Annotated in this window: 13 protein-coding genes; 12 read left to right on the top strand and 1 reads right to left on the bottom strand. The window is 41.6% G+C overall.

Annotated elements, in window-relative coordinates; genetic code table 11:
* Positions 1-47 precede the first annotated feature (47 nt).
* From A8F94_RS15160 to A8F94_RS15125, 9 genes are all read left to right on the top strand, one after another.
* Positions 48-1,331, top strand: a complete 1,284-nt coding sequence (locus A8F94_RS15160; protein WP_066202091.1) for a citrate transporter — start codon at positions 48-50, stop codon at positions 1,329-1,331.
* A 130-nt stretch (positions 1,332-1,461) separates the two neighbouring features.
* Positions 1,462-3,594, top strand: coding sequence for a hydantoinase/oxoprolinase family protein (locus A8F94_RS15155; protein WP_066202089.1), 2,133 nt, complete (start codon positions 1,462-1,464; stop codon positions 3,592-3,594).
* Positions 3,591-4,244 carry a hypothetical protein gene (locus tag A8F94_RS15150; protein ID WP_066202088.1) on the top strand — a complete coding sequence of 218 codons (654 nt, stop codon included), beginning with the start codon at positions 3,591-3,593 and terminating at the stop codon, positions 4,242-4,244. The genes A8F94_RS15155 and A8F94_RS15150 overlap by 4 nt, the downstream gene beginning before the upstream one ends.
* 5 nt (positions 4,245-4,249) lie before the next feature.
* The gene (locus tag A8F94_RS15145) at positions 4,250-5,227 is read left to right on the top strand and encodes a sugar kinase (protein WP_066202087.1); all 978 of its coding nucleotides are present in this window, start codon (positions 4,250-4,252) and stop codon (positions 5,225-5,227) included.
* Positions 5,190-5,822 (top strand): orotidine 5'-phosphate decarboxylase / HUMPS family protein, encoded by a 633-nt coding sequence (locus A8F94_RS15140; protein ID WP_066202086.1) that lies wholly within the window; start codon positions 5,190-5,192, stop codon positions 5,820-5,822. Before A8F94_RS15145 ends, A8F94_RS15140 begins: the two co-directional genes overlap by 38 nt.
* Positions 5,809-6,348, top strand: a complete 540-nt coding sequence (gene hxlB / locus A8F94_RS15135; RefSeq protein ID WP_066202085.1) for a 6-phospho-3-hexuloisomerase — start codon at positions 5,809-5,811, stop codon at positions 6,346-6,348. The genes A8F94_RS15140 and hxlB overlap by 14 nt, the downstream gene beginning before the upstream one ends.
* Positions 6,349-6,577: 229 nt before the next feature.
* Positions 6,578-6,739: a hypothetical protein gene (locus A8F94_RS25795; RefSeq protein ID WP_175384433.1), complete on the top strand. Its 162-nt coding sequence runs from the start codon at positions 6,578-6,580 to the stop codon at positions 6,737-6,739.
* A 123-nt stretch (positions 6,740-6,862) separates the two neighbouring features.
* Positions 6,863-7,519 carry a TetR/AcrR family transcriptional regulator gene (locus A8F94_RS15130; protein ID WP_066202083.1) on the top strand — a complete coding sequence of 219 codons (657 nt, stop codon included), beginning with the start codon at positions 6,863-6,865 and terminating at the stop codon, positions 7,517-7,519.
* Positions 7,520-7,547: 28 nt separating this feature from the next.
* Entirely contained in the window at positions 7,548-8,651 is a 1,104-nt protein-coding gene (locus A8F94_RS15125) for a serine hydrolase domain-containing protein (RefSeq protein WP_066202081.1), read from the top strand.
* 72 nt (positions 8,652-8,723) lie between these two features.
* On the opposite strand, the gene A8F94_RS15120 is transcribed toward A8F94_RS15125, so the two are convergent.
* The gene (locus A8F94_RS15120; RefSeq protein ID WP_066202079.1) at positions 8,724-9,488 is read right to left on the bottom strand and encodes an SDR family NAD(P)-dependent oxidoreductase; all 765 of its coding nucleotides are present in this window, start codon (positions 9,486-9,488) and stop codon (positions 8,724-8,726) included.
* A gap of 716 nt (positions 9,489-10,204) precedes the next feature.
* Between A8F94_RS15120 and uidA the strand changes: the two genes are divergently transcribed.
* The 3 genes from uidA (at position 10,205) to A8F94_RS15100 (ending at position 14,341) form a co-directional block, all read left to right on the top strand.
* Positions 10,205-12,007 carry a beta-glucuronidase gene (gene uidA, locus A8F94_RS15110; RefSeq protein ID WP_066202074.1) on the top strand — a complete coding sequence of 601 codons (1,803 nt, stop codon included), beginning with the start codon at positions 10,205-10,207 and terminating at the stop codon, positions 12,005-12,007.
* A gap of 137 nt (positions 12,008-12,144) precedes the next feature.
* On the top strand, positions 12,145-13,167 hold the full coding sequence (locus tag A8F94_RS15105; protein ID WP_175384432.1) for a sugar kinase: 1,023 nt from the start codon (positions 12,145-12,147) through the stop codon (positions 13,165-13,167).
* Between the two features lie 424 nt (positions 13,168-13,591).
* The gene (locus tag A8F94_RS15100) at positions 13,592-14,341 is read left to right on the top strand and encodes an SGNH/GDSL hydrolase family protein (RefSeq protein ID WP_066202072.1); all 750 of its coding nucleotides are present in this window, start codon (positions 13,592-13,594) and stop codon (positions 14,339-14,341) included.
* Positions 14,342-14,468 lie beyond the last annotated feature (127 nt).

Genomic DNA, 14,468 nt, shown 5'->3' with positions numbered 1-14,468 from the left:
CGACATGTAACCTGTAAGCATTCAAACTTTATTAGGAGGAATACATAATGGCATTAACGATTGGTATCATTTTATTACTGACGTTTATTGGATTTATCGTTTATGCAGTTAAAGGCGGAAACCTCATGATCGGTTTCCTTGTTATGGCAGTTATTTGGTCAACACTCGGAATGATCGGCGGGGAAATTACTTGGGATCAGGCGATGACCCAAATATTCCAGGGTGGACCGGAAAGCTGGGGGCCTACTGCCGTTGTCGTTGTATTTGGTAGCTGGTTTGGCCAGGTGTTGGTCAAAACAGGTGTTGCTTCAAAGATTATCCGAATGACTGTTGAACTTGGCGGGGATAAGCCTCTCATTACAACAGTGCTATTGTCTGTCGTTACCGGTCTAATTTTTACAAGTACCTTTGGTGCAGGAGCAGTTGTAGCCATTGGGGTCATTGTTCTTCCAATTCTATTATCCTTGGGTGTGCCGAAATCCCTGGCTGTTTCCTCATACATCATGTCAGTCGGTTCTGGTATGTATGTCAACATCGTGTTATTTAAGCAAATGCAAGCGATCTTTACAGACTTCGCATACGATGGAAACTATTTGAAATTCGGTTTTACAGCGATGGCAGTTCAGATCCTCATTGTCATTCTTATGTTGTCTGTTAGACTTCGTAAATCAAAAGTTAGCCGCGCTTGGGCTGCAACAGCTTCAAGCAGTGATAATCAAAACGTACCAGCAATTGCCCTTATCACGCCATTAATACCGGTTGTCCTTGCAATCGGATTTGACTGGCAGCCGATTCCGGCGTTTATTGTAGCCGCTTTATTTGCACTATTTGTTACTGGGAAAATCAGATCGTATAAAGATGCTGAAAAAGTTATTTCGAAAACGTTCTATGATGGTGTAGTGGACGTTGCAGGTTTACTTGGTTTCTTATTCATTCTTCCAATGTTCAACAAAGTATCAGGTGCAGTTTCACCATTCTTTGAAAGTATCTTGGGCGGAATCATGCCAACCAGCACATTGACAGTTGCGATTCTCTTCATGGTCATTGCACCGCTTGGACTATTCCGTGGTCCATTAACCGTATTTGGTGCCGGTGCTGCAACAATCGGGATTTTAACAGGAGTAGGCGACTTCCCATTGGCATTCTTATTCCCATTAATGTATATCCCAACGATTTCAATGAATATTTCAGCTTGTCCAACTCAATCTTGGAACTTGTGGTCGATTAACTATACGAAAACAGATACAAGAAGCTTCTTGCTTTCAGGTGTACCATGGGCATGGGGCGTTTGTATCATAAATATCGCTATTGCCTATTTGATGTTCGGTTAAGAAATACCAAGAAATCGGTTGTTCCCATTGCTGGAACAGCCGATTTCAATAAAGTGAATCTTCCGTCAGCAAGATCGTACTGATGGTTAGATGAACCAAATGATAATGTTTTAGAGATGGAGGAGTAATAATGGTGAAAACAGCTATTCGCGTTGGTATAGATGTTGGAGGAACACACACAAAAGCAGTCGCAATTGATAATGCAACACATGAAATCATCGGTAAAGGCTCCGTCAAGACCACCCATGACCATCCAAGTGGCGTGGCAGCAGGTGTTATTGAAGCGTTTAAATTATGCTTAACAAAAAACAATATTAATCCTGAAGACGTCATTTTTATCGCACACAGTACAACTCAAGCAACAAACGCGCTGTTAGAGGGCGACGTTGCCGAGGTTGGGGTAATTGGAATCGGCAGTGGCGGCCTTGGTGGCTGGCTTGCTAAAAAACAAACAAAAATTGATGATATTGATTTAGGTACCGGCCGAATCATTAAGACACACCATCGTTACATGAAACAAAAACAGGTAAACCACGAGACAGTCAAAAAAACAATCACGGAATTAAAAGATGAAGGTGCGGGGGTTTTTGTTGCTTCCAAGGCATTCGGTGTCGATGATCTGACCGAGGAAAAAGAAATCCAAAAACTTGCTGACGAGCATGGCATTCCTGTATCGGTTGCCTCTGAAATTAGTAAACTGTACGGTCTGACTCGAAGAACGAGAACAGCTACCATTAATGCGAGCATTTTGCCAAAAATGCTGGAAACTGCAAACAGTACTGAAGGCAGCGTTCGGCAAGCCGGGATTCAGGTTCCGTTAATGATCATGCGTGGTGATGGCGGGGTTATGGGAATCGACGAGATGAGAAAGCGTCCCGTCTTAACAATGCTGTCAGGCCCTGCTGCCAGTGTGGTTGGCGCCTTGATGTATTTAAGGGCATCAAACGGTATTTATTTTGAGGTAGGCGGAACGAGTACGAACATCGGCGTTATCAAAAATGGACGTCCGGCTGTTGATTACTCAATCGTTGGGGGCCATCCAACGTATATCAGCTCCTTGGATGTACGCGTTTTGGGGGTAGCCGGAGGGAGTATGGTCCGTGCATCCAAAGAGGGTATTGTTGACGTCGGGCCAAGAAGTGCCCATATTGGCGGGATGCCATACGCCGTCTTTACACCGATTGAAGAAATCGTCGACCCGCAAGTTGAGTTTTTCACGCCTAAAGATGGCGATCCGGCTGATTATGTTTATATCAAACTTAAAAACGGCAAGAAGATTACGATTACAAATAGCTGTGCGGCGAACGTATTGGGATATGTAGGTCCTGAACATTATGCATATGGAAACCCTGAGGCTGCAAGGAAAGCAATGGAGCCGCTCGCCAACTATATGAATAAGACAGTTGAAGAAGTCGCTCTGGAGATTCTGCAAAAATCGTATGAAAAAATTAAGCCAGTTATTGAAGAATTTGCAGAGAAATATAAGCTGGAAAAAGACCAGATTTCTCTCGTTGGCGTCGGGGGAGGCTGTGCTTCGCTGCTGCCATTTACCGCCAAAAATATGGAGCTGGAATACAGCATTCCGGAAAACGCCGAAGTGATTTCTTCAATTGGTGTGGCCTTGGCAATGATTCGTGACGTCGTTGAAAGGGTCATCCCAACACCAACGAAAAAAGATATTGCGGATCTCAAGAAAGAAGCGGCAAGTATGGCAATTGCCAACGGAGCCGTCCCTGATTCCGTCGAGGTTCAAATTGAAATCGATTCGCAAACGAATAAAGTGACTGCGATTGCAATGGGTTCTTCGGAAGTTCAAGCAACAGATTTGTTAATGGCCTTAAGCGAAGACGAAGCGAAAGAAATCGCTGCGAAATCAATGGGTGTTCCAATTGGGGAAGCGGAATTGATTACGAAGAGCGATGTCATCTATGTCTTCTCCGCCAAAGGAAAGAAAGAAGGCGCGAAACAAGTCAGGATCATCGACAAAAAAGGCTTCATTAAGGTACAACGCGGTGACGCAGTCGCTGAAAAATGTACAGTCGCACAGGCGCAAGAAGTGATTGCCCAAATGTGGGAAACATTAGCTATCTTCAAGAGTGATATTAAATTAAGCCCAGATATTTATCTATGTATTGGCGGAAAAGTCTTGGATTATACCGGCATGCTCGATAAAGACCAGTTATTCATGGTCGTTGATACAGAATTAGCCACGATGGAACCGCATGAAGAAATCATTATTGTCGGAGCAAAAAATGATCTATGATCGACGAAAAGATTAACTTTTTAACAACTATATCGGATCAGGAGTGGGGTCAATATGCGTTCAGCAGAGACCCCCTCAACCGTAAAGTGCCGGATTTTAAAAAACAAGAACTGATTGAAAAAGCAATTGAATGCGGCAAACAGCAAGCTGTTCAAGTAAGGCAAAAATATCCCGTTCATTCCGTAAAGGAAATAGCAGCATGGATGAACACAAAAATAAGTTTTAAAGAGTCATATGGCACAGAAAATTTTATAATGTTTGCTTGTTATAACAGTCCAAACAGCATTACGTTATTTAAAGATAATCTTGAACTAGTCAATAAATTTATTCCGGAACATCATCTCGGGTCGATGCTGGATCAGGTTGATGTCGAAGAGCTATTAATTGCTCATGAATTGTTTCATTTTATTGAAGAACACGAGGATGATATTTTCACAAAATCCACAAAAATAATTCTTTGGAAACTCGGGAAATTCCAATATAAATCACAGCTGACGGCCCTAAGTGAGATTGCAGCGATGCAGTTTGCAAAAGACCTGCTGGCGGTTCACTTTAATCCATTCGTTTTTGATGTATTAATGTTGTTTCCACATAATGAAGGGAAAGCCAATCAGTTATTCAAAGAAATAACAACTATCATAAGGAGTTAATCGAAATGAGTAAAATTCTGATATTCGGTGAACCTATGGCAATGTTCACAGCGGAAACTGAAGGACCGCTGGAAGAGGTCGACTTATTTAGAAAGTCAGTGGCTGGTGCAGAGGTGAATGTTTGCACAGGGCTTGCCAGATTAGGCCATACCGTATCTTATGTAACAAAACTTGGACAAGATCCCATGGGACTTTATATTAAGAACTTTTTAAATCGGGAAGGCATTAGTACTGAATTTGTAACCTTTGACCCTATTTATAAAACAGCAACTCAATTAAAGAGTAAAGTGACCGAAGGAGATCCTGTCGTCGCCTATTATCGCAAGGGGTCGGCTTTTTCCCATGTAAGTGCGGAATATATTGATCAGATCAATTTAGATGGCATTGATCTCGTACATGTAACAGGGATTCCGCCGGCTTTATCATTAAGCTGCCGTGAAGCAACTTTCCGTTTAATGGAACGGGCGAGAGAGCGCGGCATCTACATTACGTTTGATCCTAATCTTCGCCCGAGCTTATGGGAAAGCAAAGAAGTAATGGTTAACGTAATAAACGAATTGGCTGCTCATGCAAATTTGATTTTGCCTGGGGTTTCTGAAGGAAAGATTTTGACTGGCACGGATGTCCCTGAGGAAATTGCTGACTTTTATCAGGAGCTGGGTGCAGAAGAAGTCGTTATCAAGCTTGGCTGCAAAGGTGCTTACGTAAAGACCCAATCCGAAAGCTTCTATAAAGAAGGGTTTAAAGTGGAAAAGGTAATCGACACAGTCGGAGCCGGAGATGGTTTCGCAGTAGGCGTCATTACCGGTAAATTGGAGGGCCTATCGATTCAGGATACGATTACCCGTGCAAATGCGATTGGTGCGATTCAAGTCACATTTGTTAGTGATAATGAAGGCCTTCCAACGAGGAAAGAATTAGACCAATTTATTAGGAGACATGAAAATGAAACTTCAATTAGCAGTGGATCGGGTACCAATTGAAAAGGCGATAGAAATCATCCGTGAGGCAGAAAACGATATTGATATTATCGAAATTGGTACTTCGCTGATTAAGGATTTTGGCCTTGAATCTGTCAAGCGAATCAGGCGGGAATTTCCGGACAAGGTCATTTTGGCGGATATTAAAACAGTCGACGAAGCTGAATATGAATTTGAAGCTATTTATCAGGCTGGGGCCGATATTGCAACCGTTCTTGGCGCTGCTTCGCTGGAAACAATCAGAATCTGCCAGCAGGTCGCCCGAAAATATAAGAAAGATTATATGATAGACTTGCTTGAGACGTCACCTGAAAAACAAATAGAGCTGAAACAGTTTACAGACGGGATCCTTTGTGTTCATCTTCCGTCCGATAAAAACACAGGTTTACAAGCTTTAATCGAAAGCACGTTAGCGCAGATTCATGATTTTCCAAGATTGGCTGTAGCTGGCGGAATCAAGCCTGAAAATGTTGCTGAAATTAAGAAGGCAAATTTTGAAATTGCGATTGTCGGCAGCAGCATAACGAAATCCGCGTCCATTCGTGAATCTGCAAAACTATTTAAATCGTTAGTGGGGGAGAAAAATGAACTTGCTTGATTCCATTTTAAAAGAAATAAATGAGGTCGTTTCGAAAGTCGATGAGCAATCGTTGGCAGATGCCGCTGCGGATATTACGAAGGATAAGAGAATCTTTGTGGTAGGAGAAGGCCGTTCAGGGCTTATGGCGAAAGGGTTTGCCATGAGGCTCATGCATCTCGGCTATGAAGTATTTGTAGTCGGTGAAACGATAACACCAGCTATTAAAGAAAATGATGTAGTGGTTGCGGTTTCGGGTTCGGGTAAAAGTGCAAATGTGGTATCCGATGCGAAAAAAGCAAAACAAAAAGGAGCAAGAGTCTTAGCGTTTACCAGCAATTTGGAATCCGATCTGGCTGGCAGTGCAGATGTGTCTGTATTGGTGCCTGGAACTGTAAAAGGGGACGAGGGGGATAACAGAAAATCCATCCAATTGCTAAGTTCTTTGTTCGACCAAAGTGTTCACATCGTACTCGATGGTTTATGTTTATATTTGAGCCAGCGTGATGGCGTTTCCAACGAAAACGCGACACGAAAGCATTGGTAAATAAACAAGATACATAGTCAATATTCCATCAAGCCCATTCAACCGTACGGGACCATCCATGAACTTCTTTGAACTTTATAGAATGGAAGAGTCAAAGAAGGCACCCATTCCTGTCGGGGAAGCAGCAAAACTACTCCTAAAGTTGTATGTCTTTTCACCGAAAGGTCCAATGTTTAAAAAGGGCAGAACAACTATGATAAAGACATCAAGGAAATAAGGAGAGGATAGTATGTACGAGGATGTATATGTTATCGAAAAGACGATGCAACTAAGGGAACAGGAGTATCAGATGGTGCGGATGATCGGTACAGAAATACCGTTTGCCAATAAAAGTCCATTCTACTGCAGCGTTCCAATTTTTAAACAACTGACAGTTTGCAATTGTAATTGATGTTCAACTTACGGAAACAGGGATTCCCTGTTTCTTTTTTTTATAAATTCAGTTGACAACTAACAGTCGTTATCCTATAGTGGAAGTAGGATAACGACTGTTAGCTAAAATCAGGAGGAAAGAATGAACAATTTATCTGAACCAGGGTTAGTGGACTCTGACGGAAAAGTGATCACAAATACGACGAAGATAAAAATACTTGAAGTGGCAATTGAACTATTCTCCAAGAATGGTTTCAGTGGTTCCTCGATTCGGGACATTACAAAGGAAGTTGGGATTAAGGAGAGCTCGCTATATAAACACTTTAAAAATAAAGATGAAATCTTAGAAACGATTTTTGTTAACTTCCAACTAGAGACGGAAAAGCTGCTTCCACCAATGGAATTGCTTGATAAGATAGCTGAATCTATGAGTTTGAAAGAGTTTCTTGAAAGGGGGACTGAAAATTTTCTTAGCCATATTGATCATATAATGATACAGAGGGTGTATCGGATTATGTATATCGAGATTTTCCGCAACCCGATGGCCATGGAGATTTATCGTGACGGCATTATGGAAAAGACGGTCGATTGCCTGGAGTTGGTTTTCCGGAAGATGATTGAGCAGGGAAAAATGAAGGATATTCATCCAAGGATAATGGCTACCGAATATCAGTATTCATCCATATCTTTGATTCTAGAATACAATATGCTTCTAAATGAAGGGAAAAGCACTAAAGAAGTAATGGAGAAAATTAAACGGCATGTTGAGTTTTTTGCGGATTTAGCTAAGGTTTCATAATCCTTTTAGAGGCGAGAGGGGCAAGAAAATGGGGAAAGAAGCTGTGAGGGAAGCCATTGAAGCTAGTTTAAAGAAGAGTGTCCTGTCGAATGAAAAGTTGAAAAACGTGTACCTGCTGGTTCACTCGGACCGGCATGATATCCACTGGAATATGGCCTATGGGCGGACTGGAGACAATGAAGCTCATCCTGATCAGTCCTATCATACCGCCAGTATTGGCAAAACGTTTACTGCTGTCCTCATTGCCCTACTCGCCGAAAAAGGATTACTAAACATGAATGACAAAATCATCCGTTATCTGCCCGAAGAGGTTACAGCAGGCCTGCATGTTTACAAGGATAAGGATTACACAAGTGATATTACGATTGAACATTTGCTGGCGCATACGTCCGGACTGCCTGACTTTTATGAGGAAAAGCCAAAGAATGGGAAACGGTTTATTGAACTTCTTTTGGAAGAGCCAGGGAAGGAATGGACCGCTTTAGATACGGTCCGTTTTTCTAAGGAATACTTGGGTCCAAAATTTGAACCGGGAAAGCGTGCGCATTATACGAACTATGGCTATAACCTCCTTGGGCTGATCATTGAAAATGTGACTAAAATGGAGTACAGCGAAGCATTGCATCACTATCTATTTACACCATTGTCCATGGACCGTACGTATTTGTCGCAGTATTCGAAACCGGCTCAGGAAAGTGTTTTGCCTGATGCGACTATCGTACTTGCCAATCGGGAAACGGTTTTCAGTGAGTGCCACAGTTTCAAGAGCATTTATGCCGGGGGACAGACGGTTAGCACCTCGGAGGATTTATTAACGTTTATGAAGGCACTGCGGGAAGGGCGGATACTTAAGGAAGAAACACTTGCCTCGATGCAAAGCTGGCAAAAGCGATTAACCGGAATCGATCTTGGCCAAGGTTTAATGAGAATCCGGATGCTGCCGTTTACGGATAAATATACAAGCTGGGGACACTTGGGTTCGATCGCGTCTTTCATGCTTTACAACCCTCAAATGGATGCATATGTGATAGGCAATTTCAACAATAACAGCTATGTCAGACAAGGTATCCAATTTGCGTTCAAGACGTACCGGCATCTGGCGAAGCTGGAGAAAAAAGTCGAGAGTATGTAAGGATTTGATACCAAAAAGAAAAAACGCACCACGCGGCTTCTCCCGTGTGGTGCGTTTTCTTTTTTTCCTTAATTAACGTGCAGTCCAGGCTCCATCAACCGTAATAGCTTCACCATTGATAAACTTGGATTCATCAGATGCGAGGAATAATGCGGTTGCTGCGATGTCTTCTGCTTCCCCGCTGTTAAATGGTCCAAGGTCACCAAACGTTGCTTCACCAAGTGGATCCAATGTTCCCATTCCGGCAGTCATACCAGTAATTATTGAACCTGGTGCGATGACGTTGGCGCGGATTTTGCCATTATCACGTCCGTAAAATGCTGCAATGTTTTTTGTAAGGCCAATCACTGCATGTTTTGACATAGTGTAAGCTGCTCCGCCCCGTGCGCCTAGATAACCGGCGATGGAGGCTACGTTTACGATTGTGCCGCCTGTATCTTGTTCTTTAAATACTTTAATTGCGGAACGGGCTGCATAGAATTGACCGTTTAAATTGACCCCCATAACGCGTTCAAATAGTTCATTGCTTGTGTTTTCAACGGATTTCATATCGTCAAATATTCCAGCAATATTGGCCAGGACATCCAGTTTTCCGTATTCGTCGAGGGCTTTTTGGATCATTGCATCAATGTCTGCTTCTTTTGAAACGTCTGTTTTAATGGCAACGGCTGTACCGCCTGCTTGCTTGATTTCCTCCAGTGTTTCGTTCATGGAAGCTTCGTTATATTCAGCTAAAACAACTTTAGCTCCTTCTTTTGCATACAGCTTTGCAGTGGCACGTCCCATTCCTGAGCCTGCGCCAGTAACAATCGCAACTTTTCCTTCTAATCTTGCCATATATAAAATCCCCTTTCTATAAAAACAACACAATAATATTGAAATTAAAATATCTTGTATTTGAGATAATCGTAAACCGAAATAAAAATATAGTCAAAGAAAATGCTTTTTTAATATAGTTTTCGCCTTGTGTAGCAATGACATGAAAGTCGGTGAAGAGAAATACAACCAGCGAAGCTGCCACAAACTCTGTCCTCATCCACGTTCAGCAAAGGGAAACTAATAGGGACGGTTCTCCTTTCCCAAAATGAAAGGAGGGCCGTCTTTTATGCTAACTGTACAAAGAGACATCCTTCGCTAGACCACTTTTTTCTGACTGTTCGCTTCTTCATACCCTATGAAGGTAGGAAAGACCGCTTTTTTCTGACTGTTCCTGTCTTCATAGACCCGGTGAAGGAGGGATAGATCTCTTTTTCCCGGTTGTTCCCGTCTTCATACCCAATGAAGGAGGGAAAGACCACTCTTTTCTTGCTATTCCCGTCTTCATAGAACTGGTGGAGCACCAATAGAAGCGAAGTGGAAATTAAAATTTTCATAATTAAAAAATAAGAGGTAATATAAATGCGAATTAAGTAAAAATAATGCGATAAAAAATAAACTAAGTTCATTATAATGTAATTAAAGCCTTTTCAAAAAGGGGATTAAATGAAAAGATTCTACAGAATCTATCTTGACAGCAAAAATCTTCATTACATTACATGAACGGAGGAATTCATATGTTATATCCAGTAGCTACGGAAAGTCGTGTAGTTGTAGATTTAGGCGGCATTTGGAAATTCATGATTGATAAAGAAGTTGAACCGATTGAAGTATCACAACCATTATCAACCAATAATGTTGTGGCTGTTCCTGCTTCATTTAATGACCAGACAGTGACAAAAGAAATCCGTGAGCACAACGGATATATTTGGTACGAAAAAGAATTTACTGTTGCAAAGCAATTGCGCAATGAAAGATTAGTGTTACGCTTTGGCTCTGCTACGCATGAAGCGTGGGTGTACTTAAACGGCAAGGAAATCACTCATCATAAAGGCGGCTTTACTCCATTTGAAGTCGAAATCAATGACTTTTTAGTTGATGGATCAAACCGTTTAACAGTCCGTTTAAGCAATTTATTGGATTATTCCACTCTGCCAGTAGGCAACTATAGCGAAGAGAAAGATGAAAATGGCCGCATTGTTCGCAAAGTGGATGAAAACTTTGACTTCTTTAACTATGCAGGCTTGCATCGTCCTGTGAAAATTTACTCCACTCCACGTGACTACATTGAGGATATTGTGATTGTTCCGGATGTAGATTTGGCTGCTAAAAAGGCAGAAGTACAAATTTATACAAAAACAGCCGGAGAGTTCGATGAAGTACGAGTGACAATTTTAGACGAACAAGGGCAGCAAATCGCTCAATCTTCAGGAAGTGAGCTACATGTTTCCATCGAAAACGTACAATTGTGGCAGCCATTAAATGCCTATCTCTATACTGCTAAAGTAGAAGGCATAAAGGGTGGAGAAACAGTTGATGTGTATGAAGAGTCCTTTGGGGTCCGCAAGGTTGAAGTGAAGGACGGCAAGTTCCTAATCAATGGAGAACCGTTCTATTTCAAAGGCTTTGGTAAACATGAAGACACGTTTGTACAAGGGCGTGGCTTGAACGAAGCATACAATGTGCTTGATATTAATTTGATGAAACAAATGGGTGCGAACTCCTTCCGTACATCCCACTATCCGTATTCTGAAGAAATGATGCGGCTCTGTGACCGTGAAGGAATTGTTGTCATTGATGAAACGCCTGCAGTTGGTTTGTTCCATGGCTTTGGTTTTGATCTAAACGGTGAAAAGAAAACAAGTGATACTTGGAACGTTCTTCAAACAGCCGAAGCACATGAGCAGGTTATCCGTGAATTAGTTGGCCGCGATAAAAATCATGCTTGTGTCGTTATGTGGTCGATTGCGAATGAATCCGCTCAGCATGTTGATGGGGCTTACGAATATTTTGAACCACTATTCAAGTTAACTCGTGAGTTAGATCCGCAAAAACGTCCTTGCACGCTTGTTAATATTATGATGGCAACACCAGAGGAAGACAGATGTACAGAGCTGGTAGATGTCATTGCCTTAAACCGTTATTATGGCTGGTATTTCCAAACAGGTGATTTAAAGGCAGCAGAAGAAGAGACGCGTAAAGAGCTGCTGGCATGGCAGGAGAAATACCCGGAAAAACCAATTATGTATACAGAATATGGTGCTGATACAGTAGCAGGTTTCCATAGTCCGTACGGTGAACCGTTCAGTGAAGAATATCAAGAGGATTACTACCGAATGAACAGCAAAGTATTTGATGAAGTTTCAAACTTTGTTGGTGAACAATTATGGAATTTTGCCGATTTCCAAACGAAATTTGGTATTATGCGTGTTCAAGGGAATAAGAAAGGTGTCTTTACTAGATCGAGGGAACCAAAAATGGTGGTTCGCTATCTAAGTGAACGCTGGAATAGCATTCCAAACTTTGGCTATAAGAATTAATTTGGAACCATCACTATAGTTCAAATGATGCAGATATGTTACTCCACATATCTGCATTATTTTGTTTTTTATATGAGCAGAACTAGAAAAAGTAGCAATAATAAATACGGGGAATTTTCACAAGGATGGCGACGATTATGAAAAAAGTTGTAACAATGGGGGAAATCATGCTTCGTTTATCAACCCCTGGACACGAGAGGTTTAACCAAGCGCAAATTTTTGATGTTCATTATGGCGGCGGGGAAGCGAACGTAGCAATTGGATTATCGCAATTGGGAGTAAACAGTTCGTTTGTTAGTAAATTACCTGATAATGCTCTTGGGACTAGTGCCGCTGAATTTTTAAATCGCTATGGCGTTGAAACAGAGCATATGCTTTTTGGCGGCGAGCGGATTGGAATTTACTTTTTGGAAAAAGGCTATTCGATCAGACCTTCGAAAATTATCTATGATCGGAGCGGGTCTGCTTTTGCTGAATCGAAAACATCTGAATATGATTTTGCCAAAATCTTTGAAGATGCGGACTGGTTCCATATTAGCGGCATCTCACCAGCATTAAATGAGGAAGTTTTTCAGTTAACGAGGCGAGCCCTTTCGACGGCTAAGCAGCTAGGAGTAACAACAAGCTGCGACCTTAATTATAGAAGTTCTTTGTGGTCTTTTGAGGAAGCAAGATGGAAGATGACTGAGCTAATGAAGGACGTGGATGTATGTATCGGAGTCGAACCTCTTCAATTATTGGACGGTGAAGGGAAAGACCTGAAAGATCAGCTTCTGCCTGAACAGCCCGGTCCGGAAGACTATAAAGAGATTATGAAAATCATGCATGAACGATTTGGTGTTCACTATATCGCGATGACCTATAGAAATCAGTTATCAGTCAATCGTCACTGTCTAAAAGCGCTTCTGTCCGATGGCACGGAGTTCTATCAATCATCTGAAATTGATGTCGACATCGTTGATCGGGTTGGGACAGGAGATGCCTTTTCAACAGGATTAATCTACTCATTACTAAATCAAACTGAACCGCAAGCAGCCGTTGATTTTGCAACTGCTTGTTTCGCTCTGAAACACACCGTTGAAGGCGATGCAAATCTTTTAAGTTTTTCAGAGGTTGAACAGTTTGTGAAGCACAAGAATTCTTTTTCAATTAAAAGATAAGACTAGTTTAATATGTTGGCAGGATAATAGTGCAGATTTTATAATTAGATGTTACCTCGAAAGAGAATTCGATAATAAAGCCCTTAATGAGGAACAGGGAGAACGGGATTAGTTATATCTTGAAAAAAATACAATCTGCCGAGCCGCCAAATCACCAAACCAAACGTCGTAATCATCCCGGTAAACTAGAGGGAGGTTTCTCCTTTGCCAAATGACAAATTGATTTATAAGAACAATGAAGGATAAATGCCTGCCCGCCTCCCTGTTTCTGACGATGTTCCTTTCGACAGAGCCAGGCGAAGTGGGGGGTATTTTTTATATAGTTTCTGATAAGCATCTAACTGGATTTAGTTCTTTTTGTTCCGTTTAAAGATGGTAAAAGTTCTTAATAGAGAATATAATGAGATGAAAAGGAGGGATTGTATTGAAGTTTAAAAGATTACTTTCTAGCAGTTTATTAATCAGTTCTTTAATCTTGTCACTGCCTTTTGCTGCCTCGGCCAAGAATCCTGTTAAGCAAGATTTTGATTATGTTGCGTTGGGGGATTCTCTTGCGGCCGGGCAAACGCCTTATAGGGAATTGAAAGATGGATATGCAGATTTTCTGGCCGACAGATTCGCTCAGTCACAATATAATATTGAACTGGATAATTTTGGGGTTTCGGGATATAGGACTACGAATATATTAATAGAACTAACTAATCCAGCCAATCAAAAGTATGCTTCATTAAGGGAATCAATTAAAGAAGCTGAGCTGGTAACTATTGATATTGGTGCGAATGATCTTCTGGGCAACTTACCAAGAATACAGCAAAACCCGTCACTTGCCCCTGGGGTGATACAATCAATTGGCGGAAACTTGCAAGCGATCCTCATGCAGATCGATATGATTAAGCCAGGAACAAAGGTATATGTAATGGGCTACTACAATCCCTTCCCACATCGGTCTAATCAAGAGCTGGCTGTACTCCTGCCACTGCTATCAAGTCTTAATCAGGTGATTGAAAGTGTGGCCTTGGCGAACGGCGATGTATTTGTACCGACGGCTGATCTGATTAAAAAGTACGAAACGCAATACGTTCCAAACCCTGCTGATATCCACCTTAGCCAAGAAGGATATGAAGCAATCGCCAAAGAATTCTGGAAAACATACCTGAAAACAAGAAATTCATAACGAATAGGGACGGTTCTCCTTTGGTAAATAAAAGGAGGACCGTCTCTTTTATTTTGTTCTGGCTAGAGGATGGGTTTTTAATAGTGTTTCCATTCATTCTGTAGAGTTTACGAGTCCCCGGATGTGT

Source organism: Bacillus sp. FJAT-27225, assembly GCF_001685025.1.
In the GTDB taxonomy this organism is placed as follows: domain Bacteria; phylum Bacillota; class Bacilli; order Bacillales; family Cytobacillaceae; genus Bacillus_D.
The sequence above is the reverse complement of the archived record's forward strand: the minus strand, read 5'-3'. Positions and strand labels throughout refer to the sequence as shown.

Bases quoted from the DNA above. Each gene is read 5' to 3' on its own strand.
- A8F94_RS15160 (WP_066202091.1), top strand. From the start codon at position 48: ATGGCATTAACGATTGGTATCATTTTATTACTGACGTTTATTGGATTT.
- A8F94_RS15155 (WP_066202089.1), top strand. From the start codon at position 1,462: ATGGTGAAAACAGCTATTCGCGTTGGTATAGATGTTGGAGGAACACAC.
- A8F94_RS15150 (WP_066202088.1), top strand. From the start codon at position 3,591: ATGATCGACGAAAAGATTAACTTTTTAACAACTATATCGGATCAGGAG.
- A8F94_RS15145 (WP_066202087.1), top strand. From the start codon at position 4,250: ATGAGTAAAATTCTGATATTCGGTGAACCTATGGCAATGTTCACAGCG.
- A8F94_RS15140 (WP_066202086.1), top strand. From the start codon at position 5,190: ATGAAACTTCAATTAGCAGTGGATCGGGTACCAATTGAAAAGGCGATA.
- hxlB (WP_066202085.1), top strand. From the start codon at position 5,809: ATGAACTTGCTTGATTCCATTTTAAAAGAAATAAATGAGGTCGTTTCG.
- A8F94_RS25795 (WP_175384433.1), top strand. From the start codon at position 6,578: ATGTACGAGGATGTATATGTTATCGAAAAGACGATGCAACTAAGGGAA.
- A8F94_RS15130 (WP_066202083.1), top strand. From the start codon at position 6,863: ATGAACAATTTATCTGAACCAGGGTTAGTGGACTCTGACGGAAAAGTG.
- A8F94_RS15125 (WP_066202081.1), top strand. From the start codon at position 7,548: ATGGGGAAAGAAGCTGTGAGGGAAGCCATTGAAGCTAGTTTAAAGAAG.
- A8F94_RS15120 (WP_066202079.1), bottom strand. From the start codon at position 9,488: ATGGCAAGATTAGAAGGAAAAGTTGCGATTGTTACTGGCGCAGGCTCA.
- uidA (WP_066202074.1), top strand. From the start codon at position 10,205: ATGTTATATCCAGTAGCTACGGAAAGTCGTGTAGTTGTAGATTTAGGC.
- A8F94_RS15105 (WP_175384432.1), top strand. From the start codon at position 12,145: ATGAAAAAAGTTGTAACAATGGGGGAAATCATGCTTCGTTTATCAACC.